23 protein-coding genes are annotated in these 23,829 nt (G+C 37.6%); 7 read left to right on the top strand and 16 right to left on the bottom strand.

The window, feature by feature from the left end; all coding sequences use genetic code 11:
- From AVJ19_RS02240 to AVJ19_RS02225, 4 genes are all read left to right on the top strand, one after another.
- A complete protein-coding gene (locus tag AVJ19_RS02240; RefSeq protein WP_111858192.1) occupies positions 1–381 on the top strand; it encodes a VOC family protein in 381 nt (126 codons plus the stop codon).
- 94 nt (positions 382–475) lie between these two features.
- Entirely contained in the window at positions 476–1,120 is a 645-nt protein-coding gene (locus AVJ19_RS02235; RefSeq protein ID WP_111858191.1) for a hypothetical protein, read from the top strand.
- A 122-nt stretch (positions 1,121–1,242) separates the two neighbouring features.
- On the top strand, positions 1,243–2,496 hold the full coding sequence (locus AVJ19_RS02230) for an exonuclease SbcCD subunit D (protein ID WP_111858190.1): 1,254 nt from the start codon (positions 1,243–1,245) through the stop codon (positions 2,494–2,496).
- A gap of 9 nt (positions 2,497–2,505) precedes the next feature.
- On the top strand, positions 2,506–6,102 hold the full coding sequence (locus tag AVJ19_RS02225) for an AAA family ATPase (RefSeq protein ID WP_111858189.1): 3,597 nt from the start codon (positions 2,506–2,508) through the stop codon (positions 6,100–6,102).
- Between the two features lie 91 nt (positions 6,103–6,193).
- Here AVJ19_RS02225 and AVJ19_RS02220 read toward each other — a convergent pair whose 3' ends face one another.
- The 5 genes from AVJ19_RS02220 to AVJ19_RS02200 form a co-directional block, all read right to left on the bottom strand.
- Positions 6,194–6,589 carry a hypothetical protein gene (locus AVJ19_RS02220; protein ID WP_111858188.1) on the bottom strand — a complete coding sequence of 132 codons (396 nt, stop codon included), beginning with the start codon at positions 6,587–6,589 and terminating at the stop codon, positions 6,194–6,196.
- Positions 6,590–6,653: 64 nt separating this feature from the next.
- Positions 6,654–7,421 (bottom strand): hypothetical protein, encoded by a 768-nt coding sequence (locus AVJ19_RS02215; RefSeq protein ID WP_111858187.1) that lies wholly within the window; start codon positions 7,419–7,421, stop codon positions 6,654–6,656.
- A gap of 173 nt (positions 7,422–7,594) precedes the next feature.
- Positions 7,595–8,344, bottom strand: a complete 750-nt coding sequence (locus AVJ19_RS02210) for a hypothetical protein (protein WP_111858186.1) — start codon at positions 8,342–8,344, stop codon at positions 7,595–7,597.
- Positions 8,345–8,493: 149 nt separating this feature from the next.
- Positions 8,494–9,288: a thioesterase family protein gene (locus tag AVJ19_RS02205; RefSeq protein ID WP_111858185.1), complete on the bottom strand. Its 795-nt coding sequence runs from the start codon at positions 9,286–9,288 to the stop codon at positions 8,494–8,496.
- Positions 9,289–9,439: 151 nt separating this feature from the next.
- Positions 9,440–10,126: a YggS family pyridoxal phosphate-dependent enzyme gene (locus AVJ19_RS02200; protein WP_111858262.1), complete on the bottom strand. Its 687-nt coding sequence runs from the start codon at positions 10,124–10,126 to the stop codon at positions 9,440–9,442.
- Between the two features lie 120 nt (positions 10,127–10,246).
- On the opposite strand from AVJ19_RS02200, the gene AVJ19_RS02195 reads away from it, so the two are divergent.
- Complete coding sequence (locus tag AVJ19_RS02195) at positions 10,247–11,284, top strand: type IV pilus twitching motility protein PilT (RefSeq protein ID WP_111858184.1); 1,038 nt, start codon at positions 10,247–10,249, stop codon at positions 11,282–11,284.
- Positions 11,285–11,311: 27 nt separating this feature from the next.
- Entirely contained in the window at positions 11,312–12,430 is a 1,119-nt protein-coding gene (locus AVJ19_RS02190; protein WP_111858183.1) for a PilT/PilU family type 4a pilus ATPase, read from the top strand.
- 76 nt (positions 12,431–12,506) lie between these two features.
- Here AVJ19_RS02190 and fur read toward each other — a convergent pair whose 3' ends face one another.
- Positions 12,507–12,944 (bottom strand): ferric iron uptake transcriptional regulator, encoded by a 438-nt coding sequence (gene fur, locus AVJ19_RS02185; RefSeq protein WP_111858182.1) that lies wholly within the window; start codon positions 12,942–12,944, stop codon positions 12,507–12,509.
- Positions 12,945–13,056: 112 nt separating this feature from the next.
- Here fur and AVJ19_RS02180 point away from each other — a divergent pair, with 112 nt between their 5' ends.
- Positions 13,057–13,455, top strand: a complete 399-nt coding sequence (locus tag AVJ19_RS02180) for an outer membrane protein assembly factor BamE (protein ID WP_111858181.1) — start codon at positions 13,057–13,059, stop codon at positions 13,453–13,455.
- Between the two features lie 84 nt (positions 13,456–13,539).
- Here the strand turns inward: AVJ19_RS02180 and AVJ19_RS02175 are convergent, their stop codons facing one another.
- The 10 genes from AVJ19_RS02175 to AVJ19_RS02130 form a co-directional block, all read right to left on the bottom strand.
- Positions 13,540–13,881 carry an RnfH family protein gene (locus tag AVJ19_RS02175; protein WP_111858180.1) on the bottom strand — a complete coding sequence of 114 codons (342 nt, stop codon included), beginning with the start codon at positions 13,879–13,881 and terminating at the stop codon, positions 13,540–13,542.
- Positions 13,881–14,960, bottom strand: coding sequence for a hypothetical protein (locus AVJ19_RS02170; protein ID WP_171334150.1), 1,080 nt, complete (start codon positions 14,958–14,960; stop codon positions 13,881–13,883). The genes AVJ19_RS02175 and AVJ19_RS02170 overlap by 1 nt, the downstream gene beginning before the upstream one ends.
- 146 nt (positions 14,961–15,106) lie before the next feature.
- Complete coding sequence (locus AVJ19_RS02165) at positions 15,107–15,562, bottom strand: bacteriohemerythrin (protein ID WP_111858178.1); 456 nt, start codon at positions 15,560–15,562, stop codon at positions 15,107–15,109.
- Positions 15,563–15,928: 366 nt separating this feature from the next.
- Positions 15,929–16,777 carry a class II glutamine amidotransferase gene (locus tag AVJ19_RS02160; protein WP_111858177.1) on the bottom strand — a complete coding sequence of 283 codons (849 nt, stop codon included), beginning with the start codon at positions 16,775–16,777 and terminating at the stop codon, positions 15,929–15,931.
- Positions 16,778–16,876: 99 nt separating this feature from the next.
- Positions 16,877–17,656 (bottom strand): GNAT family N-acetyltransferase, encoded by a 780-nt coding sequence (locus tag AVJ19_RS02155; RefSeq protein ID WP_111858176.1) that lies wholly within the window; start codon positions 17,654–17,656, stop codon positions 16,877–16,879.
- A gap of 162 nt (positions 17,657–17,818) precedes the next feature.
- Positions 17,819–18,436 carry a DUF4198 domain-containing protein gene (locus AVJ19_RS02150; RefSeq protein ID WP_228203265.1) on the bottom strand — a complete coding sequence of 206 codons (618 nt, stop codon included), beginning with the start codon at positions 18,434–18,436 and terminating at the stop codon, positions 17,819–17,821.
- A 184-nt stretch (positions 18,437–18,620) separates the two neighbouring features.
- Positions 18,621–19,523 (bottom strand): acetylglutamate kinase, encoded by a 903-nt coding sequence (gene argB / locus AVJ19_RS02145; RefSeq protein ID WP_111858174.1) that lies wholly within the window; start codon positions 19,521–19,523, stop codon positions 18,621–18,623.
- A 27-nt stretch (positions 19,524–19,550) separates the two neighbouring features.
- Entirely contained in the window at positions 19,551–20,978 is a 1,428-nt protein-coding gene (locus tag AVJ19_RS02140) for a phosphomannomutase/phosphoglucomutase (RefSeq protein WP_111858173.1), read from the bottom strand.
- Positions 20,979–21,194: 216 nt separating this feature from the next.
- On the bottom strand, positions 21,195–21,647 hold the full coding sequence (dut, locus tag AVJ19_RS02135) for a dUTP diphosphatase (protein WP_111858172.1): 453 nt from the start codon (positions 21,645–21,647) through the stop codon (positions 21,195–21,197).
- A gap of 93 nt (positions 21,648–21,740) precedes the next feature.
- Positions 21,741–23,780, bottom strand: a complete 2,040-nt coding sequence (locus tag AVJ19_RS02130) for a UvrD-helicase domain-containing protein (protein ID WP_111858171.1) — start codon at positions 23,778–23,780, stop codon at positions 21,741–21,743.
- Between the last annotated feature and the right edge of the window lie 49 nt (positions 23,781–23,829).

The following is a 23,829-nucleotide window of genomic DNA, read 5'->3' as shown; positions in this document are numbered from 1 at the left end:
ATGACCGCCCTCACCTACTTCGAAATCCAATCCTCAAATCCTGAGCGAGAAGTAAAATTTTACAGTGAAGTTTTTAGTTGGACATTTACTAAAGTCGAAGGCTTACCAATCCAATATTATCAGATCGAAACTACGAATATTCATGGCGGTTTACTCGAACGCCCTGCACAAACGCCTCCAACACATTGTGGAACCAATGCATTTACCTGTTCATTTGAAGTTGCTGATTTTGATCAAACTGCTGAAAAAATATTAGCTTTGGGCGGTCAAGTTGCAATGGAAAAATTCGCCATTCCCAATAAATGTTGGCAAGGTTACTTTTTAGATACAGACAATAACACTTTTGGTTTGGTACAAATTGATGCTCATGCAGGTGCTTAAATCATGTCATTTAAGCAAATCGTTCATTTGAATTTAATAAGTAAATAATTTAATACTTTGATTTATTTAAAATAATAAAGGTTACTCATACATTATGAAATGCCCTCAATGCAACTCAACAATCTTAAACGAAAACATTAATATTCAAGATAATATTGCCAAATGTACATTTTGCTCACATATCTTTAAAGCCTCAGAAGGTTTAAATGATACGGACTCCAAGTTCCAAATCAATCAAGCTCCAAGTGGTGCATGGTACGAACCCAAACCCAATGAAGTCATTTTTGGAGCGACGACACGTAGTGCTACAGCATTGTATTTGATTCCATTTACCTTAGTTTGGTCAGGCTTTTCACTCGGCATGCTCTACGGCTCACAGATAGCAAATCAACAATTTAGTTTATTTGAATCTCTGTTTGGTATCCCCTTTTTACTCGGTTCAATTCTCATGATCATACAATGCCTCATGAGTGTATTTGGTAAAGTCGAAATACATGCCAATCGTGAAGGTGGAACGATTTTTACAGGTGTCGGTCCAATCGGCAGTAAAAAATCATTTCTATGGCGTGAGATTTCATCAATTAATAATGGTATTTCAAAACCATGGTTTCAGCGTTACGAGCAAGAAGCAATTGTGCTCGAGGGTACGAGTTCCTACACGTTTGGTGGTGATTTAAATGAACAGCGTCGCTATTATATTTTAAATGCTTTAAAGAAAATGAAAGCCCAATCTCGTTGATCATATAGTGAAATACTCTTGAAATTTAGGCGACACTTTTTGTCGCTTAAATACATATCACTCAAGTCCAACAATGAAAAACATGCTAAATTACACAGGGCATTTCAAAGACTTGAGTTCACATGACTGTACGCTTTTTTCATACTTCAGATTGGCATTTGGGACAATTTTTCTATAACCATTCCCGTCAATACGAACATGAACAATTCCTTGCATGGTTACTCGAACAAATCAAAGAAAAACAGCCACATGCTTTGCTCATTGCAGGCGATATTTTCGATGTAATCAATCCCGCTTCATCGGCACAAAAACAGCTTTACCAATTCCTTGCAGATGCCCACGATCTTGCACCACACATGCAAACCCTCATGATTGCAGGTAACCATGACTCAGGTTATCGTATCGAACAGGTTGAACCATTACTTGAAAAATACCATGCTAAAACAGTCGGTGTCATCCATAAGAACAATGAAAGTTCAATTGATTTAGACCGTTTACTGATCCCACTCCATGATGAAAATAAAAATACAGTCGCATGGTGTCTAGCTCTACCCTTTTTACGTCCTGCAGAAATTACAGGGTTAAATGAACACACAACCAATAGCCAAAATGCGATTGCCTATGTGCATCAGCAACTGATTTCAGCAGCTAAAAAACGTAAAACCGATGATCAAGCTTTAATTTTGATGTCACATGCTCACATGCAAGGCGGTGAAACTTCGGACTCAGAACGCCCGATTATTATTGGTAATGAAGAAGCACTTTCGACAGCACTTTTTGATGATGTGATTGACTATGTTGCACTTGGGCATTTGCACAAACCACAGAAAGTCGGTCAGGAACATATCCGCTACAGCGGTTCGCCAATTCCGCTCTCGTTCAGTGAAATAAACTATAAACATCAGATTGTTGAAGTTACGATTGATCCATCAAAAAATGATGAATCGCGTTTTCACTATGAAGCGATTGCCATTCCACGCAGTATCAAACTGCATAAGATCAAAGGCGAACTGAATGAAGTGTTTACGCAGTTAAAAGCCTTAGCAAGTGGTGAAATTGACGATATTGATCAGCGTGAATATGTGGATATTGAGTACCATACCCATGTTCCGCCACAGCCTAATTTAAGACAACAGTTTGAAGATGCTTTGCCACCAAATCGTTATCGTTTAGTGCGTATTTCCCGACAGTATCTAACCACAGAAAAAAATGGCGATGATGCAGTTCAAGTCAGTTTAGAACCACCAACACCTGAAAAACTGTTTCAACAAATCTGGGAAAAAAATGGTTATGCCAATGATGATGCTGTGCTGAAAGACTTTTTAAGCCTCGTTCATGAAGCCGAAAAATCACTTGAAGATGAACACAAAGCATAAGGAGTTGCCATGAAAATTTTATCTATTCGACTTAAAAATCTGGCATCTCTTTCAGGTGAACATTTTATTGATTTTGAATCTGAACCTTTGGCTTCGGCAGGTTTAGTGGCGATTGTGGGGAAAACAGGTGCAGGCAAATCCACCATTTTAGATGCGATGTGTCTTGCCCTGTTTAATAAAATTCCACGTTTAAAAGACAGTGATGGCAAACTCACTGATGTTGATGGATCAGAATTACTGACCAATTCACCACTGACCGTTTTACGTCGTGGCACGGCGCATGGTTTTGCTGAACTGACTTTTGTGGCACAGGATCAGAAACATTATTTAGCCCGTTGGGAACTGAAACGTTCACGTGAAAAAGCTGATGGAAAACTGCAAAGCGTACAGCGTTATTTAAAATGCCTGACTGATGGTGTGGTGGTTGCAGATAAAGCCAAAGCCGTCGATGCCAGTATTCATCAAATCACCCAACTCACTTTTGAGCAGTTTACCCGTGCGGTACTGTTGGCACAATCTGAAGTCACCGCATTCTTAAAAGCCCGTGACAATGAACGAGGTGAATTACTTGAATATTTAACCAATTCTTCAATCTTTGCCAAGATCGGTCAATTGGCTTTTGAACGTACCAAAGCCGTTGCAGTAAAACGTAAAGAACTTGAAAATCTGCTTGGACATATCGAGATCCTTTCAGATGAACAGGTCACTGAATTATCCAATCAGTTTCAAATGGTTGATGCTGAATATCAAAAACTGGATGCTAAAAAGGCACAACTTGAAAAGCAACGCCTCTGGTTTGAACGTAAGCAAAAGTTTGATCAAGAGATTATTTTAAAACAGCAAAAGGTTGGTACTTATCTTCAAGAACAACAAAGCTTAGCACCTGAGCATGAACGTTTAACACGTTTGGAAATATTCTCCGAAATTCGTCCTTATGTGTTTCAGCAACAGCAACTGATCAAAGCTGAACAGGAACTTGTGCCACAAATTCAGCAACAACAAAATATATTTAATGAATTATCAACACAATTTGAAGCTCAAAAAACTCAATATCTGCAAGCTGAAACTGCACTGGCTGAAATTCAAAATTTTGAAAATAAAAATCTAAATAAGATTAATGCAGTACGTGACTGTAATACCGAACGTGATCGTATCGTGATTGAGTTTAAGAAAACTCAAGTAAAGCTTATTGAATTAGAACAGACTCAACAACCTTATGCACAACAAAAACAGCAACTTGAGCAACAGATTCAGCAGATTCAACAACAGAAAAATCATGTCAATGAACAACTGTTATCTACCCAACAATTTACAACTTTAGATAAAGGTTTATCTGCGCATCTACAGCAACTCGCCCAATTTATTCAGCACTATCAAAATATTGAAAATCAACTCGGTAATTCAGCACAAGCTGAGCAACAGCTCGGTGCACAAAAAACTGAATTAGAACAAGTCATTGCACAGTTTGGAAATAGTGCACAACTTGAACAACAGGTTGAACAAGGGCGACTACAACGTGATTTAAAGATTCATCAACGCAATCAACTGGATGTGACTCAACAAAAGCTCAATCAATTCTTTGATTTACAAAATGAATCTTTGCAGATCCATGAAAAATTTAGCCAGATCACGGCGCAATTACAGCAAACTGAAAAAAGCACCTTAATTGTAGAACAAGACTACCAATCAGCAAAAGACGCACGGTTGAAATTGCAGGAAATACTGCAACAACAACGTTTATTGCATACTGAAAATGTTGAACATTTACGTGCAGAATTGACTGATGGCGAACCGTGTCTGGTCTGTGGCAGCACTTCGCATCCCTATAAAGTGGATGATTCTGCGGTGTCTAAAGCCTTGTTTGATCTGCATCAACAGCAAGAACAGCAAGCAACTATTAAGGAACAAGAGGCTTTAAAAACTTGGCAACAATCACAGCAATCTTTTAGCAAATTCTCTGCTGAGCATGAACAATTAAAAGCTGTGATTCAAAGCAATTCTGAGAAGACTGCGCTAGTTGTGAATGCTTTAAATGAGCAGATTCAAACAGCGAATATTCAACTAGATCTGAACTTATCATCTGCTGAAATTACACAAAAAATCCAACAATTTATTCAGCAAAATCAGTTCGATTTACAGCATATTGAAACACAGACCAATCAGTCGATTGTGAATATTAAACAACAGCAACAATTGATGCAGAATATCCAACAGGCTGAACATTTACTGCAAAATGCACATAATTTACAACAGCAGGTTTCACATCTTGCGGCATGCTTATCTGATACTGAAAAAGAACAATGGCAACAACAGACGACTGTACAAGCACAGCAACTGCATACACAACTCAAACTACGTTTCCAACAACTTGAACAATTTGAGCAATTGAAACAACAACTTGATCATGCATCGCAACAGCTTCAGACAGTACAACTAAATCTGGAAAATACGTCCAAGCAAATTGCTGAGAGCACTGAAAACCTCAATGCGATCAGAACTAAAGGACTACAAAATACAGAAAAAGCCAATCAACTGATCTTAGAAATGACCAGTTTAAGTGATGTTAAACCGAATGAATGGTTGGCTGAACATGATGCTAAACGCCAAAATTTACAAACACAATATCAGCATCTGAAACAGCAATTTGACCAATCACGTAGCCAACACGATCAGCAAAAAAGCCGTGTAGAGCAATTACAAGCTCAACAGCAACAAAGCCAAAACAATCTAAATCAAGTGAATCGTGATATTCAAAACTGGTTGAATGTTCATGCTGATTTTCAGGTGAATGATCTGGCTGAACTAACACAGATCACGTCTGCGCAGGAACAGCAGATTCGCCAAAACCTGCAAAATACTGAACGCTTACTGCACGAAGCAAGTTCTGTGCTTAAAACCATTCAGGCGCAACTGGCTGAACATGCTTTGCAACAACCTGAAATTGATTTTGCACAATTACAGCAGTTGATTGTGGCGAATATTGAAACACTGAAAGCGCAGTCAGAGATTCGTGATCAGATCAAAATTGATCTAGCAAAACATGACAGCAATGTGCAAAAACAAAAACAATTTGCAGATCAGATTTTAGAAGTCCAACAGGAAGAACATCGCTGGAGCAAAATTTCAGGCTTAATGGGTGATTCCACAGGCAAGAAATTCCGTGATTATGCTCAACAGTTTAACCTCGATATTTTACTTGAACATGCCAATCAGCAATTGGCGATGTTATCTCAACGTTATACTTTAAAACGTCTGGATAACTCTTTGAGTTTAGCGATTATTGACCATGATATGGATGGTGAAACCCGTTCTGTGGCTTCGCTCTCAGGTGGTGAATCTTTCCTGACTGCTCTCGCCTTGTCTTTGGCAATTGCCAATATGGCATCGGGTTCAATGAAAATTGAATCGCTGTTTATTGATGAAGGTTTTGGTACGCTTGATGCTTCATCATTGCACATGGTTATGAATGCACTTGATCAATTGCAAAACCAAGGACGTAAAGTGGTGCTCATTTCCCATATTCAGGACATGCATGAACGCATTCCTGTACAGATTCAGGTCAAGCCTTTGGGTGCAGGGGCAAGTACCATTGAAGTAGTGAGTTAAAAAATGGCAGCTTCATGCTGCCATTCATTCAATAATATCATCAATATAGCTTTAACCATCTTGATGAATCACTTGGTGAATTACAAAATAGTTACGGCATTGCTTTTTTGGCTTTTTGACATAGATCAGCAGCAAGTTCGATTTCATTTTGATAATTTTCAACAGTTTCATCATAATTCATTGCAGCTGCAAAAGAACTTTCATCAAACTGTTTTTTATATTTCACATTATTTTTCAAAATCGTTGCCATATTTTCATAGCCAATACAAATTGGAAACCATACTTCTGCACTTTCATCAGGTTTCGCACTCCAACCCTCAATTTTTTTCTCTAATTCATTTAGGGTTGCTTCATAATTTTTCAAAAAATCGTCAGCTGTTGCTTGGGTCGCAATGGCTTTCTTAAATGAATCTTCATAGCTATTTGCAAATACTGGTGCTGTATTTAGACAAAATAAGCCCAAAATAAGCATGGTCATTTTTTTCATAACATTCTCTTTTTATTCAAGGTATTTTCCACTTAAAGAAAATACCCTAAATCTCATCTATTTTTCAATCACGATCTGCTGGGAAAGCATTTGGTGGCGGCGCATATTTATTGATTGGTTTTTTGTCTTCTTCAGGTGCTTTTAGTTCATACACTACAGTTCCGATAATGCCTGTATTTTGAATGGAACCATTGTCAGAATTTGCAGCATAGGATTCCTCAGGCTTGCCAAAGGTAAATGAAGCCACTGCATCAGCACTTTTACGGAAACCTTCAATGGTTAAAGTATCATGTGCATGCAGAACATAACCTGAATTATTGCGTGATGCTGTACTGCCATCAATCACATCTACACCATCCACGCTTGTCACGATCTCAAAGGTTTTACTGGTGTTATTTTCATAATGCAGTTGATAACTTTGCCCGTCACGCCCTGCTAAAAAATAGTTTGAACCCACACGATATAAAGGAATCGTATCACCACGATCATCAATAATCGTTAGGCTAATTTTTCCACCTGCGACTGAAATTCCTTGAATCGGTTTGCCTTGATATTGCTTATCAGCATAACGTACTAAGGTTTCTGCAATTGGAGAATTTGACTTACGTTCTAAATCAACTTCAGTCACTGATGAGTCAATTTCATCGCCCCATTTAGTCCCAAGTTTTTCATCACTTGCAACATCATTATTTGCATCCGTTGCAGCAGCATCTGCACTTGTTGTGGTTGATGAATTGCTTGAAGCCGATACATCACTTTGCGACTCTTTTTTACTACAAGCAGCAAGAAATACACACATGAGCAAACATAAAAAATAATTTATAATTTTCATGATCATTACCTTTTTTCAAAGATGACTTGGCATCTATTCAAAATTGATTTTCTTCAATTGAATAGTCATTTTTTTAAGGCACTAAGATTATTATCAGATTGAGCATAACCCGAATTTTGCAATTTCTCTAATGCTTATTTTTTGCATTTATGTAACATTATAACATTAGAAAATTAATCCGCAGGAAATGCATTTGGTGCAGGTGCATACCCAGCATTTTGTGGCACTCGTTCAGCTTTCGGCGCTTTTAATTCATAAATCACTGTGCCAATAATCCCTGTATTTTGAATTGAACCCTGTGAATTATTAGCTGCATACGATTGCTGAGGCGAACTAAAGGTAAATGACGCCACTGCACTATTACTCTTTCTAAACCCTTCAATTGAGATCGAACTATAAGGATGCAACACATAACCACTTTTTTGGCGAGATGCTTGACGACCATCTAATACATCTAAACCATCCACACTTGCTACAACCTCAAAAGTTTGTGCACTGCTATTGGTATAACGCAATTGATAACTCTGTCCATCATTACCTGAAAGGAAATAACGTTGCCCTTCCCGATACATCGCTAAATTTTGCCCACGATCATCAAGTACAGAAAAGCTGACTTTCCCTGCTGCAAGAGAAATACTGTTAATGCTACGCCCTGAAAATTGTTTACCCGCATAGCGAATTTGTGTTTCATCAACAGGTTGATTCGATAATCTTTTTAAATTTACCTGCTGTACATAAGAGCTAACGTCATCGCCCCATTTTGTACCTAATTGTTGACTTGTACTGACACGGTTTGTGCTACTTTCAGCTTGAACTGCTGCGGGTGTATATTCTGCATTGCTTTTTTGACTAATGGGTTGTGATGTACATGCAGTAAGTAATCCAGCCCCAATCAGTGCAAGTAAATAATGTGGTTTCATCATCTATGATCCTGTTATTTAATTTTTTATTAAAAAAATGATTTAACGTCATATAAACAGATATGAAACCACGGTTTTGTAGCCATTTGTTGGATAATGTTTAAAACGGATACACAACTCTAAGCAACTTTTTTAAATAGTTGCAGATATACCTAAACTGGGCGCAATGTCAAAATTTGCTCACTGCGTCCAAATGGTCCATGAATGTCATGTAATACCGAGCTAGTTAAGCCTATTCCATCTTCTCCATATTGTTGTACTGTTTCTAAACCCAACCATTTGCCTTGTGGTAAACGATATAAATGAATCTGTAGGTCTAAGTTTGGAAAACCCCAACTAAATGGCGGTGTCTGTCGTGCAACAATCCCATTTGCTGTGTCCACCATCCCCATCAGTTTAACAAATGCAGTGGTTTCTTGCCCTTCAACCATATCTAATTCATTGCTTAACCATACGATTCCTGCACCTTTACGGCGTTGCTCTGTACGTGCCTCTATAGATTGAATATATCCCCCTGGCCATTGACGAATTTCATGCCAAACGGGTAAATTTTCTGGCGTCCCGATCTTTTGATCTTCCAAACCAGCAACATCTCGGCTGTTATTGGTCATCATACGCCATGTTCTTGCGACAATGCAGACTTTGCCTTGTGCAACCATTTCCGACTCAACCAGTTCAATGGTTTTTCCACCACGAATCACTTTGGTGGTGATACTAAACTCACCACCTGCAATCAGCCCAAAAATGTCTAGACTAATCCGTCCGATGCGTACATCATTTCGTGGTGAAAATTGCTCTAACTCTGCACAAATCACCCCTGTTGCAGGTGCCATATGTTGTTCATGTTCATTCCATGCACCTTGTGCATGAAGAGTGGATTGGTAATGTGCAGTGACCACGCCGTGTTCATCGACTGTGCGTTGTAATAACTGATAATAACTCGACATATTCTTCCCTGCGTATTGATATTTAAAATACTATTCCAGCAATTTATAAAATTAAACTGCAGTATTTTTGTACTCAATTTAGCAGGAAATGTCCAATTTTCAACGTAATACTGAACCCTATAGTTCAATATTTTACTGCTGACTCCAATGCTTATTTGGAATAATCTCTCGTACCAAACAATGCTGTGCCTACACGTACCATAGTTGAGCCTGCTGCAATCGCCTCGGTCATATCACTAGACATTCCCATACTCAATGTATCCCAATCCTCAGGATGTGCATGTTGTACTTTAACTCGCTCGAATAATGTCTTAGCATCTGTAAATGCTTGTGTGTTGTTTGGTGCAGGTATCACCATCAAGCCACGTAATCTTACATGTGGCAATTGACTGATCTGAGTAACTAATTCAGTAACTTCTGTTGGCTGACAACCATCCTTTGTATCTTGTGCATCAATATTCACTTGCAAACAAATATTTAAAGGCGTTTGCGCTGCTGTTCTTTGACTCGACAAGCGTTCCGCAATAATCAGACGATCTACCCCATGTACCCAAGTAAATTTTTCAGCCAAATGTTTGGTTTTATTACGTTGTACATGTCCAATAAAATGCCATTCGATATCTAAATCTTGTAATTGTTCAATTTTATCTAAAGCTTCTTGTAAATAATTTTCACCAAATGCACGCTGTCCCGTCTCATACATTGCTTTTAACATTTCACTTGGATGGGTTTTCGACACTGCCAATAATTGCACCTCTTGCACATCTCGTTGGGCAATTTGACACGCTTGTTTAATCTGTTCAAGGACAATCTTATGGGCTTGTGTTAAATCATTCATCGGCAAGGTCTCATTTAAAAAAATTTCAGCTTTCTTGTTCATCACATGTTGGTTATGCTGACAGAAAGCCTTATTATTCTACAAAATAATTAAGTAAATAAGTTTTACTTTGGGGACATTATGGACATTACAGAACTACTCGCTTTTTCAGTAAAAAATGGCGCTTCAGATTTACATTTATCAGCAGGTATGCCACCAATGATTCGTGTCGATGGTGAAGTGCGCCGCATCAATCTGCCTGCATTTGAGCATAAAGATGTACATCGTCTTGTTTATGACATCATGAATGATAAACAACGCCGTGATTATGAGGAACTACTTGAAACAGACTTTTCCTTTGAAGTTCCAGGAGTCGCACGTTTTCGTGTGAACGCATTTAACCAAAACCGTGGTGCAGGTGCTGTATTCCGTACCATTCCATCAAAAGTTTTGACTATGGAAGATTTAGGTCTTGGTCAAATTTTTAAAGAAATTTGTGATTATCCACGTGGGATTGTACTGGTCACAGGTCCAACGGGTTCTGGTAAATCAACAACATTGGCAGCAATGCTTGATTATATCAATGACAATCGCTATGACCACATTTTAACAGTTGAAGACCCAATCGAGTTTGTACACCAGTCAAAGAAATGTTTGATCAACCAACGTGAAGTGCATCGTGATACTCACGGCTTTAACGAAGCACTACGTTCGGCACTGCGTGAAGACCCAGACATTATCTTGGTCGGTGAGATGCGTGACTTGGAAACTATTCGTTTAGCACTCACAGCAGCTGAGACAGGTCACTTGGTTTTCGGCACACTACATACCACTTCTGCTGCTAAAACTATTGACCGTGTGATTGACGTATTCCCTGCCGAAGAAAAAGACATGGTTCGTGCTATGTTATCAGAATCTTTACAGGCAGTTATTTCACAAACTCTACTAAAGAAAAATGGTGGCGGTCGTGTAGCTGCACATGAAATCATGATCGGTGTACCTGCGATTCGTAACTTAATCCGTGAAAACAAAGTGGCACAGATGTATTCAGCGATTCAAACTGGTGCGAACTATGGTATGACCACGCTGGATCAGAGCCTAAAAACTTTAGTATCTAAAGGCACAATCAGCCCACAAGCGGCACGTACTGCTGCGAAACAGCCAGAATCATTCTTATAAGAAAAAAAGTAAATTTGGGGAATTAGAATGGATTTTAATGACTTGCTCAACATGATGATTGAGCAACAAGCATCGGATTTGTTTATTACTGCTGATGTTGAACCATCAATGAAAATTAACGGTCAAATTGTTCCTGTGGTCAAAACCAAACTGACCGGGGAATTAGTTGGACAAATCATTCATTCGATTATGAGTGATAAGCAACGTAAAGAATTTGCAGATACACGTGAATGTAACTTTGCGATTGTGAATAAAGACAAAACTGCACGTTTTCGTGTCAGCGCATTTCAGCAACGTGACCAACCTGGGATGATCTTACGTCGAATCGAAACTACGATTCCAACGATGGAAGATCTAAAACTACCTCCGATCTTAAAAGATCTCGCCATGACCAAACGTGGCATTATCATTTTCGTAGGTGCAACAGGTACGGGTAAATCGACTTCTTTAGCTTCTCTTATTGGTTATCGAAATCAAAACTCCAAAGGTCATATCATCACCATCGAAGACCCGATCGAGTTTGTACATGAACATGCAGGTTGTATTATTACCCAGCGCGAAGTGGGAATTGATACAGACTCATTTGAAGTCGCACTGAAAAATACCTTACGTCAAGCGCCTGATGTGATCCTGATCGGTGAGATTCGTTCTCGTGAAACTATGGATTATGCGATTGCCTTTGCTGAAACAGGTCACCTGGTTTTTGCCACTCTGCATGCAAACAATGCCAACCAAGCAATCGACCGTATTATTCACTTCTTTGAATCAGACCGTCATAGCCAATTGTTTATGGATTTATCCTTAAATCTAAAAGCAATGATTGCACAACAATTGATTCCAACACCTGATGGTAATTCACGCCGTGCTGCGATCGAAATTCTGATTAACTCACCATTAATTTCAGATTTGATCCGTAAAGGTGAAGTCCATGAAATTAAAGACCTGATGAAACGTTCACGTGAATTGGGTATGCAAACTTTTGACCAAGCTTTATTTGATCTCTACAAAGCAGGTCAAATTACCTATAAAGATGCGCTAAAACATGCTGACTCACCGAATGATTTACGTCTACAAATTAAACTGGATGAAGAAGGTGGCGCACAATTGTTAAATGCTAGCAACAAACTCACTTTTGATGGTCAGTAATTTTTCACTGAATCCAAGAACAAAAAAAGAGCAAATTTACATTTGCTCTTTTTTAATTTGTTGTATTTATGTGATTTTATTTCTTACGAAAAGCGTCTTGGCACTCTTGTTCATCACAATAACCATAAAGGTTTAATGAATGTCCTGTAAGATTAAAACCATATTGTTCAGCAACTTTATGTTGTTCATGTTCAATAATATCATTTGTAAATTCAATCACTTTATTACAATTTTGACATACGAGATGATCATGATGATCTTCTTGCATGATTTCAAAAACAGAATGATTATTTTCAAAATGATGGCGCTGAATAATTCCAGCAGCCTCAAACTGTGTTAACACACGATATACGGTTGCTAGACCAACATCTTCACCTTGTTCAAGTAATGTTTTATAAATGTCTTCCGCGCTCAAGTGATGTTGTCTTGAATTTTCTAATAGTTCCAAAATCTTGATTCGTGGTAGGGTAACTTTAAGTCCAGCTTTGCGTAAATCTTGATTTGAAATAGGCATATAAAAGGGTCTCTCAACAAATTTTAAGTTGGAATATGCAACAGTCTTGAGATGCAGTATGATCTATCCATAGTTCAATTGCATCATAATTAATTTGGGATAGTGTAGCAAAATGCAAAAAATCATGCTGACGTTATTCGTCGCTTCTTTACTTGGTGGGTGTTCAGTATTTGGTGTCTATAAGGTAGACATTCCACAAGGAACACCACTCACCCAAGCTCAAGCCTCAAAAGTTCAAGTCGGTATGAGTTATCAACAAGTCCGCTTTTTGCTCGGCAGTCCAACAGTGACAGATCCATTGAATCCTAGTCGTTGGGACTACATTTACAACTACATCCCGGGAACTTATGCTAAAAAAGCAAAAATCCCAGCAGCACATGGCCAACACTTAAAAATATATTTTAATGAGTCAGGAATTGTAACTAATATTGAAGGATTAGACACGATTCCAGAGTCTCAACCTGGTTTGCCTGCTTCCAAAGAAGCAATTTTGAATGCGCCTCCACTATAGTCAATTTATAATAAAAAGAAACCCCTTATGTAGGGGTTTTTTATTATCAAGGCTATAGTTTTAAGCGATGAGCGAAATATAGTGCTATTTGGATAATAATTGACGGTAGCGATTGCCACGACAATAACGCCCAACAGGATTGGCTTTGGCACGATTACGACGAATATCTTTAGGGTTAATGGTCAATGCACGATAAATCTCGACCCGATCACCTGCTTTAAGTAATTGGTGTTCATCGGCAATCTTTACCCCAAAAATTCCTAATTGATATGTTTCAGGTAATTCGATTTGTGCTTGGATACCACTGTGTATCATTGCATCCAAAGCAGTCATACCGTCTTGGAAAGCAACAGCTATATGAAACTGCTGCGTAGGGGTAGCATACGCCACCCAGACTTTAGCAAAAGCTTGATCAGATATTGACATCAAAACAACTGTCCTACAAAAGCAATGATCGCAAGTACAATTGCTAAAGGCGATACGATACGAACAGCAATACGCCAAATATTATAAAAAGCTTCATTACTAAAGTTCATCGCCTTACGCAAATGACTGATTTTCATGATCCAACCAACAAAAATGGCATAGATCAAACAAATCACCAAGCCCCATAACATCAATATTGGATTAAAAATTGCTGCAATATTTGGAATCGCCCAAACCAACAACACAACCAACATCAGCACAAACTGCAAAACAGGTGCAATTTGACGTTGTGCCAATTGTTCTTTTGCCAATTGTAATAATAAGGCTGCACTCGCAATTGCTGCAAAACACACAGTATATGCTGGGATTTGAGCACTTACAGCAAAGAATCCAAAAGCAATCACAGCAGCTAATTGTGCCAACCAAATCGGCAATACAGCACCTGTTGCAGCACTTTCTTTTGCATGCAAGGTATTGGTCTGCCAATATAAGCCCAATCCTAAGCCACTCGCAACCAATGCCAAAATCGTAGCATTGCCCCATTCTTTAAACTCGATTGGAGTCACATGCCAAGGTTGTAAAGCTGTACCAAATATATTTGCCACGAGCAAAGAAGCAATGACCGCAAGTGCTGTAAGCAACACTAAGATTTGACGAGATAAGAACGATAAGGCAAATGCCACCACCGCACAAATCACAAAGAATACATTTGCTTGTAGACCCAATTGCATACTTTGCAAAGCATTTACGCTGATATTAGATAAAATTGCACCTGCAAGAAATGGAATAAATGCAACTGACAACCATCCCACAATACGCCATTTTTGTGAAGCATCTGCATCCCGAGTTAAGGCTGCCAAAGCTGCAAGTGGGCTTTGTTTTGAGCGTTTTGCGAGTGCAATTTCTAAATAGGTGATTGGCAATGCCAAAATGAGCATGGTTGCTAACCACAATAACCAAAAATCAATTTGTCGATCAAGCTGAATACCTAAACTTGGCGCCAAGCCAACAATAATCATAAATGATAAACAAAATGCCATGAGCGGCGATAACCATCGTGACATAGAATAATCCTGCATGAGGTGTTTCGTAATAAAGTGCTGCTATTTTGCCTTTGTCCTCAATGAAAATCAAAGTTTAGGCATAAAAAAAAGCAAACCAAAACGTCTGGTTTGCTGCGCTAATAAGAATCTTATTAATTTTATTTCAGTTTTTATTATCCTGATTAAGAGAAAAAGCGTTGAAACCAGTTCTTGCCTTTTTTCTTTTCATTTTCACGAATAATGCCGATCATATTATGCTTTACAGCACCAACATAATCCGCATCATCATGTTGAATATGATTAATCAACCATTTTGCTAAAACTTCGCTTAATTCATTTTCGATTGATTTACCATCTTGGAAATCCTGACGATAACCTTCGATACGCTTAATAAATAAATCATGTACACGTTTATGTGGTACACGATATTTATAATTTGCTTCTTCTTGCAAGCTTTCTTCAAAAGTAAAATGTGACTGCGTATAATCAATAATATTATCTAAAATCTCTTTGATTTGTGCACGGTCAGAAACAACATCTACATTTTGTAAATCATTAATATAATCTAAAATGCGTTTATGTTGATCATCAATAACCTCAATCCCTGTATTATATTCAGGAAGCCATTTCATCTTCATCGCAATGCCCTACACAATTCAAAAAAATTTTTCAATCATTCAGCTACATCATAGCCTTTTAGAATATAAATAAAAATCAACAAGATTAGTCGGGATTCAAAATTTTAAAAATAAAAAATTATAAATCACTGTTTTACAATATGATTTAAATAAATCCCGAGTAAAAGAATAAAGTATTATTTAACCAACCCATAATTTAAAGTTATAAATTAATGGAAAATAATATTAATTAGAATACTTTAATAAAATACAATCATCATTAAATAAATATTAATAACCATATTTTTTAAACAGCAAAATATAAAATTAAATATATCTTAAAAAAATATATGAAATACAATTAAACTAAACCCATATTCTATTTTCTTAATATTGATCCGCTTTAGTCACCCGTTTTAAACTCGGATCTTTCGCTTCACGTTGCAAACGTTCAACCACGGTCATAGCCTGTTTAATCGGTTGTCCGTGTTGAAATAAAATCATTTCACCTGCTTGATAAGCATGCCACTGCTCATTATTGGTTAAAGGCTCAGTGGTAATCACTGCAACTCGATCTTCAGGTGTAGTCACTTCACTAAAATCAACCTCTACATCAAGATCAATTAAACTGGCAGGTTTAAATGGATATTCACGCACAATCCAATGCAGTTTTGTCGTTGCATAACTAAATAAAGCTTTTCCATTGGATAAACAAAAATTAAACGTACCATGTTCTGCAATTTGTGGAGAAATCTCTAGCAGCACAGCAAATATTTCATCTAAAGAGGGTTCTTCATAAGCAAATTTTTCAACAAACTTATCTAATAAGTAACAGAACGAGAGTTCACTGTCTGTATTGCCTACAGGGGTAAAACGTCCTGACAATTGTGGCTGAAAATCATGTAAATCACCATTATGGGCAAAAATCCATTGTCTGCCCCACAACTCACGGACAAAAGGATGTGAATTTTCTAAAGTGATTTTGCCTTGTGTTGCTTTGCGAATATGGGCAATCACATTGCGTGATTTTATCGGATAGTTACGCACTAGCTCTGCAATCGGAGATTCAACTGCGGACTGATTATCTACAAATAAACGACAAGCTTTGTCTTCAAAAAATGCAATGCCAAAACCATCTGAATGATCAGACGTTATCCCTGCTCGTTGGGAAAAGCCACGAAAAGAAAAAGTAATATCTGTAGGTGTTGCACAGTTCATTCCAAGGAGTTGGCACATAATCTTTTATTTGAATATGATCATTATGTGAATATTGTGCATGAGTCACACCTCGCTTGCAAATCTGAATGTTTACAAACGAAGTATGTTTTTCTTATTTTATGAGCGATTCACCATTTTGTTGAGTACAAAACTCTTGGCAATTTCATTCACATCTAAAAATACAAAATAATCTAAGCAGTTAAAATCTTGATCATGATATGCCTGTTGTGACAAACGTGCTTTCATTTTCAAATATACATCGAATAATTTTGGGATGCGTTCATCTTGTGGAAAACTAAATTCAGGATGTGTTGGTTCATAACTTGGACGAGCAGGAACATTGATTGTCTGATTTTGATTAAGTTTTTTGATAAATTGATGGGTGTAATAGGCACGTGCTTTATTGTCTTCTAAACGAATGCTGACACAACCCATCAAGTGTTTTGCTTTCATTTTCCATAGCACCATCGGTACAAGGTTTAACCACAAAATCGACAATGCCTTACCATTACGATAGCGTGGATGGACACAAGTTCGACCAATTTCAACAATATTATTTAAATGTGAAAACTGAGAAACATCAAACTCTTGAGCGCTATAACTATTGGCTAAATCATTGCCTTGAACCAGTTTCAATCGGGTATAAGCAACGATTTCATTGCTCCATTTATCACGTAAAACAGCATGATGGCAATCTAAGTCATAAATATCTTGATCTAAACCATTTTCAAACTGGATACCAAATTGTTCTGAGAATTGTTCTGCACGAAACCGTTGAATCTCTTTGAGTTGTTTAATGTCTTCTGCCCACTCAAATTTATACTGTAATTGCGCTTTTTTAGGTCGAGTTAATGGAAAGCTAATGTTTTGTCTGTATTGATTTAATTTTGCAAACATAATTTAGAACTCCTTGTGCTTTTCATCACACTAGAGAATCTAAATGACAAAGAAATGACTATTTTATGAACATTTAAAATATTGCTCAATGGTGATGTATATAAAGTATCTACTGTTTGATCGTATTGCTTTAGATACATCACCCAATTTTTTAATTTTAAATTATTTTACTTCAAAGCTTAATGTTGCGACAACATAACGGTTTTTATAAGCTTTTTTATCATATTCACCAGCTTGTTCTACCGATTTACCAGCTTCTATTACGTATTGACCTTTCCAAGGTGTTTCAACAGTAATTTGTCCTTGTTCATTACTGTAATATGTTTTACTCCAACGATTTGGTGCAAAAATTGTAACCTCTTGCTTTGCAAGGGGTTTGTCTTGAAAAATTACTGTAAAAGTATTACTGCTCGCCGCAATAGGCACAAGCTCTAATTCTGCAACAGCTTGTGTTGAGTTACGCCCAGCCTTAGCACGAAACTGTGCCAACATGTCACCATGTACTAAGTCATTGCTCACTCGAACATCTGCTATACCTTTCGTGGCATATATCAGATATTGATCATTTACAGTTGCAGCAATTTCTTTTTGTTCTTGAATTGCTTTAGCTGTATTAAATGATTTGAGTGGACCTTGCTGTGATTCCGTAACATTCTCACTATATTCACCAAAATATGCTTTAGTTTTTTGATCTGCACCACGTTCTAACCACAACATATGTGCTTGTACAGACATAACACTGCATAAGCTAAGTGTAAATAAGCTTAATTTTTTCATCATAACACGCTCATTAGAAATAAAAAGATAATTGATATAGATAATGAGAATCATTATATTTATTAAGTTTTAAAAATACAACTAAATGATTTTAATCTTTTAAGTTTTCATAGATAAATGAAGTTCAGTAATTAATATCTAAAATGTCAGCATAAAGCTGACATTTTTCATCAATTTAAACTATAAGTTACGATGTTTTAGCTCGGTTGGTGATTAAAGTTCCCACGCCATGATCAGTAAAAATCTCTAATAAAGTCGCATGTGGCACACGCCCATCAACAATGTGTGCGCTGACAACACCACCTTTAACTGCATCTAAAGCACAACCCACTTTGGGAATCATCCCACCATAAATCACACCTGTTTCAATCAGATGATCAACTTCTTGGGTTGACAAACCTGTTAAAAGATTTTTATTTTCATCCAAAACACCTGTGATATTGGTCAGTAAAATCAGTTTTTCTGCACCCAATGCTTCTGCAACTTTACCTGCAACTAGATCAGCATTGATGTTATACGTTTTACCCTCTTCGTCCACACCTAAAGGGGCGATTACAGGAATAAAATCACTTTGGCTGAACATTTCCAACACATCGGTTTTAACGCCAGTCACTTCACCCACTAAACCAAGATCAATTTGTTTTACCGTGCCATCGTCTTGGACTTTTTCCATTAACAATTTTTTAGCACGTAATAAATTACCATCTTTACCTGTCAAACCAATGGCACGACCACCATGCTTATTGATCAAATTCACGATAGATTTGTTGACACTCCCCCCTAGTACCATTTCTACAACTTCCATCGTTGCAGGATCAGTCACACGCATTCCATCAATACGGTCAGATTCACGACCCAGTTGTTTCAAAAATGAATCAACTTGTGGACCACCACCATGAACCACAATCGGGTTAATTCCAACCGTTTTTAATAACACGATGTCACGTGCAAATGAACTTTCCAAGGCAGGATCAGTCATCGCATTGCCACCATATTTCACTACTAGCGTTTTACCTGAAAAGCGTTGAATATACGGTAAAGCTTCTGTCAAAATTTGCGCTTTGTCAGTGCCAGTATGTTGATGTGGCATTACGCCTCTCCCCTTCAGAAATGGTAATTAATGAGCTTTCAAAATGTCTTGAGCAATCATAGGATAATGATCATGCAACATGGACGCAAATGTTTGTCGAATTTCATCTAAACGCGATGGATTGTCGGCATCAAAACGTACTGTAAAAAACTCACCTGTGTTCGATGCTCGAATGATGCCAAATCCATGATCAAAATCAAGTCGAATCCCATCTATTTTTATTAATTCTGCACCATAGCCTGTGCTCAAATGCTCAATTTCACTGAGTACTTTTTTGGGATTTGTACTGTGAGTACTGATATAGGTATCTTCGGTATAACAACGCTCAGGATATGCCTCTAAAACTTGAGATAATGTCATTTCCTGTGGCAATTCACATAAATATTCCATGACACGCAAGGCAGCATATAAACCATCATCATAGCCCAAACCACGCCCATCATTAAACACATAATGTCCTGCATATTCACCACCAAAGACCGCCTGACCTTTGGACTGGGTTAAATATTTACGCAAAAAACTACTACCTGTGCGAATCATGGTGGCTTTACCGCCCATTTTCTCAATGGTTTCACGCACCATAGAAGAACATTTCACATCAAAAACTATCTCACGATGTGGATTAGCAGCTAAACAAATCTGTGCAAACAATGCCATCAAACGATCCGCAGAAATAATATGGGCATTTTCATCTAAAATCACCACACGATCGCCATCACCATCCAGTGCAATGCCAAGATCAGCTTGGTGGTTTAAAATATTCTGTCGTAATAATTCTAAATGTGTTGCTTGAGATGGATCAGGTGCATGATCAGGGAAATTACCATCAGCATTGCAACGTAAAGCAATCACTTCACAGCCCAATTTTTTTAAAATAAGTTGTGAACAAAAACCTGCCGAACCATTCAAACCATCAATCACGACTTTCAGCGGACGTTTTAGATAAATATCATGTAAAATTGCAGCTTGATAGGCTGTACAAAACTCAGTTTTGATTTCATGTTTTACTTGAGGCGCTGTGATCGTTAATTTTTGTTGTTCCAATAAACGCTCAGCTTCCTGTCCAACAGATTGAATCATTTCAGGACTTGGTGGCTCTGCATTGATAATCCACTTAATGCCGTTGTCGGTTTTAGGATTATGGCTAGCTGTCACAATGATACCATTGCCATGGGCTTTTCTTGCAGCAAAATACATTTGTGGTGAAGCACAGCATCCAATCGAAATCACTTTAAAATGATGCTGTAAAAATACATTTTCGATAATTTTGGCAAAAATTGGGCTCGTCAAACGTGCATCATAACCGATCACGATGTGATCTTGTTGCTGCTGTTGATATTGTTTTACTAAGGCTTGCGCAACACAGTAAATCAACTCAGAGGTTAATAACTCGACTTTTCCACGAATATCATATGCACGAAAAATATGATGAGGAAATTCTAAAGAATTTATCATAAGCAATACTTCTAATGATTTCCTCCCTTTAGATAACTAATATAGAGTCATCTTTTTATAATTAGGACAAAATCAAAGTTATTTAAAATTGTTTATATAACTATTATAGGCAAATATAAGACATATTTTAAATATACTTTTGGTTACAAAGCTAGAAAAAAACGACAAAAAGCCTGAATTACAGGCTTTTTGATAAGAAATTAATACAAAAGTAGATTAATTTTTGCCAGTATGCCCAAAGCCACCCGCACCACGTTCAGTTGCTTCAAAATCATTTACAAGATCAAACTCAGCTTGTACCACAGGTACAAGAATATATTGTGCTAAACGCTCACCTGGCTCTAACGTAAATGTTGTTTGTCCACGATTCCACACGGACACCATCAGTTCACCTTGATAGTCTGAATCAATTAAACCCACTAAATTACCCAAAACAATACCATGCTTATGCCCTAAGCCTGAACGAGGTAAAACCAAACCTGCAAAACTTGGATCTTGGATATAAATTGCTAAACCTGTTTTCACCAAAACAGTTTGACCTGGTTCAATTTGTGTTGCTTCATCAATGCATGCACGAAGATCTAAACCCGCTGAACCTGGGGTTGCATAGGTTGGCATTGGCCATTCTTGACCAAGACGTGAATCCAGCACTTTTACTTGAACTTTCATATTAAAATCCTGTATTAAACACAATGAAAACTAAAAATCTCTCTGGTCTCTAAAAAGCACAGAGAGATTTTAAAATAAATATAAAATCGTAAATTAACGTTTTAATAACGCTTTTAAATTTTGCAGATAATGTTGTGCTTGCTGTTTTGGATCGACATTTTCCGCTAGCTTTTTCTTACGCCCTAGCCAATCCAACTCATCTTGTGGCAATTCATCTAAGAAACGACTTGGCGTCATTTGCTTCATCTGACCACCATTTTTACGTTGCTCAGCTAAAGTCAAAGTCAAACCTTGTTGCGCACGGGTAATCCCTACATACATCAAACGACGTTCTTCCTCAATCGTTTCAGCTGCAATCGAGTTTTTGTGTGGCAGCAACTCTTCCTCTAAGCCCATGATATAAACGAATGGAAACTCCAAACCTTTTGAAGCATGTAGCGTGAGTAAATTGACTTTATCCGTGTCTTCTTCTTCCTGTTGTTGCTCAAGCATATCGAGTAACACCATTTTACGAATCACACTTTCAATATTTTTTTCATCTACATCTTCCGCACGGTTAATCAAACTCTGGATACTGCTATACAACATTTCCACATTATCGAGTTTAGTTTTTTCCTGTGCTGGTGTTGCAGCCGTTTCTTTTAAATAATCAATATAGCCCGCTTCCATCATCATCTGACGAATCTTCGGCACAGGCTCATCATCATCCAACAATTCACGGGTAAAATCTTCAATAAAACCTGAAAATTCAGCCAATTGTGTTGTTGCCTTTTTCGGCATGACCATCGTCAGACGTTGATCACTTGCTGCTGCTAAAAGTGATAAATGATTTTCTTGTGCAAATAATCCAAGCTTTTCAAGTGTCACTGGTCCAATCGCACGCTTTGGCGTATTAATAATGCGTAAAAATGCACTGTCATCTTCTGGATTAATGATGACACGCAAATAACTCATGATGTCTTTGATTTCAGCACGAGCGAAGAATGACTGACCACCTGAAAGTTTATAAGGAATCTGCATTTGACGAAGCTGTGTTTCTAAAACACGGGCTTGGAAGTTACCACGATACAATACGGCGTAATCTTTCCAATTTTTCCCATTCATAAGTTTATGAGTCAATAAATCTTTGACTACACGCTCAGACTCATCATCATCATTACGACAAGTAATAATTCGAATGACTTCACCGTGACCTTTATCACTCCACAATTTTTTGTCAAAAATATGCGGATTGTTATCAATCACATGGTTCGCTGCTTTTAAAATACGACTGGTTGAACGATAGTTTTGTTCAAGTTTAATGACTTTTAAATTATGGAAATCTTCTTTGAGCAATGCCATATTTTCAGGCTTTGCACCACGCCATGCGTAAATGGATTGGTCATCATCACCTACCGCAGTGAATTGTCCCATCACCCCTACCAGTAATTTTACTAAAATATACTGTGCTGTATTGGTATCTTGATATTCATCGACCAATAAATAACGAACACGATTTTGCCAACGATCACGAACTTCTGCATTATCCTGTAAAAGGCGTGTCGGCATAACAATCAAATCATCAAAATCTACTGCATTATAAGCACGCAAATTACGCTCATAGAGTTGATATAAATGCGCAAATTGTACATCTTCGGTGGTTTCGCAAGTGTTATGTGCTTGCTCAGGAAGAATTAGATCGTTTTTCCAATCCGAAATTTTCTTCATGGCTTTGGCGATTAAATCTTTACTTTCTGCACCTGATAAATTATCACGATGCATCAAATCCATCAAAATGCGTTTACAGTCATCTGCATCTAAAATCGAAAAGTTATTTTTTAATGGGGTATTTTTAAGTTCTAAACGTAATAAATTTAGTCCAAACGTATGGAAAGTCGAAACTGATAGCCCCTTACCTTCTTCTTTACCCAACAATTTACCCACACGCTCTTTCATTTCACGTGCAGCTTTATTGGTAAATGTCATCGCCGTAATACGATGTGCAGGAATACCGCACTGTTGTACTAAATATGCAATTTTACGGGTAATCACTGAAGTTTTGCCTGAACCTGCCCCTGCAAGCACTAACAAGGGTCCTTGAGTATATTTCATGGCTTCAAGTTGCTTGTCGTTCAATTGGCTTGCTTTTGACATGGCGCGTCCTCTCAAAATTTCGAGCTCGATTATAGTCATCAAAACAAGT

Origin of the sequence: Acinetobacter sp. CFCC 10889, assembly GCF_003268395.1 — a bacterium.
GTDB lineage: Bacteria > Pseudomonadota > Gammaproteobacteria > Pseudomonadales > Moraxellaceae > Acinetobacter.
The sequence above is the reverse complement of the archived record's forward strand: the minus strand, read 5'-3'. Positions and strand labels throughout refer to the sequence as shown.

Excerpts from the sequence above, each read along its gene's own strand:
- AVJ19_RS02240 (WP_111858192.1), top strand. The coding sequence starts at position 1 with ATGACCGCCCTCACCTACTTCGAAATCCAATCCTCAAATCCTGAGCGA.
- AVJ19_RS02235 (WP_111858191.1), top strand. The coding sequence starts at position 476 with ATGAAATGCCCTCAATGCAACTCAACAATCTTAAACGAAAACATTAAT.
- AVJ19_RS02230 (WP_111858190.1), top strand. The coding sequence starts at position 1,243 with ATGACTGTACGCTTTTTTCATACTTCAGATTGGCATTTGGGACAATTT.
- AVJ19_RS02225 (WP_111858189.1), top strand. The coding sequence starts at position 2,506 with ATGAAAATTTTATCTATTCGACTTAAAAATCTGGCATCTCTTTCAGGT.
- AVJ19_RS02220 (WP_111858188.1), bottom strand. The coding sequence starts at position 6,589 with ATGAAAAAAATGACCATGCTTATTTTGGGCTTATTTTGTCTAAATACA.
- AVJ19_RS02215 (WP_111858187.1), bottom strand. The coding sequence starts at position 7,421 with ATGAAAATTATAAATTATTTTTTATGTTTGCTCATGTGTGTATTTCTT.
- AVJ19_RS02210 (WP_111858186.1), bottom strand. The coding sequence starts at position 8,344 with ATGATGAAACCACATTATTTACTTGCACTGATTGGGGCTGGATTACTT.
- AVJ19_RS02205 (WP_111858185.1), bottom strand. The coding sequence starts at position 9,288 with ATGTCGAGTTATTATCAGTTATTACAACGCACAGTCGATGAACACGGC.
- AVJ19_RS02200 (WP_111858262.1), bottom strand. The coding sequence starts at position 10,126 with ATGAATGATTTAACACAAGCCCATAAGATTGTCCTTGAACAGATTAAA.
- AVJ19_RS02195 (WP_111858184.1), top strand. The coding sequence starts at position 10,247 with ATGGACATTACAGAACTACTCGCTTTTTCAGTAAAAAATGGCGCTTCA.
- AVJ19_RS02190 (WP_111858183.1), top strand. The coding sequence starts at position 11,312 with ATGGATTTTAATGACTTGCTCAACATGATGATTGAGCAACAAGCATCG.
- fur (WP_111858182.1), bottom strand. The coding sequence starts at position 12,944 with ATGCCTATTTCAAATCAAGATTTACGCAAAGCTGGACTTAAAGTTACC.
- AVJ19_RS02180 (WP_111858181.1), top strand. The coding sequence starts at position 13,057 with ATGCAAAAAATCATGCTGACGTTATTCGTCGCTTCTTTACTTGGTGGG.
- AVJ19_RS02175 (WP_111858180.1), bottom strand. The coding sequence starts at position 13,881 with ATGTCAATATCTGATCAAGCTTTTGCTAAAGTCTGGGTGGCGTATGCT.
- AVJ19_RS02170 (WP_171334150.1), bottom strand. The coding sequence starts at position 14,960 with ATGCAGGATTATTCTATGTCACGATGGTTATCGCCGCTCATGGCATTT.
- AVJ19_RS02165 (WP_111858178.1), bottom strand. The coding sequence starts at position 15,562 with ATGAAGATGAAATGGCTTCCTGAATATAATACAGGGATTGAGGTTATT.
- AVJ19_RS02160 (WP_111858177.1), bottom strand. The coding sequence starts at position 16,777 with ATGTGCCAACTCCTTGGAATGAACTGTGCAACACCTACAGATATTACT.
- AVJ19_RS02155 (WP_111858176.1), bottom strand. The coding sequence starts at position 17,656 with ATGTTTGCAAAATTAAATCAATACAGACAAAACATTAGCTTTCCATTA.
- AVJ19_RS02150 (WP_228203265.1), bottom strand. The coding sequence starts at position 18,436 with ATGATGAAAAAATTAAGCTTATTTACACTTAGCTTATGCAGTGTTATG.
- argB (WP_111858174.1), bottom strand. The coding sequence starts at position 19,523 with ATGCCACATCAACATACTGGCACTGACAAAGCGCAAATTTTGACAGAA.
- AVJ19_RS02140 (WP_111858173.1), bottom strand. The coding sequence starts at position 20,978 with ATGATAAATTCTTTAGAATTTCCTCATCATATTTTTCGTGCATATGAT.
- dut (WP_111858172.1), bottom strand. The coding sequence starts at position 21,647 with ATGAAAGTTCAAGTAAAAGTGCTGGATTCACGTCTTGGTCAAGAATGG.
- AVJ19_RS02130 (WP_111858171.1), bottom strand. The coding sequence starts at position 23,780 with ATGTCAAAAGCAAGCCAATTGAACGACAAGCAACTTGAAGCCATGAAA.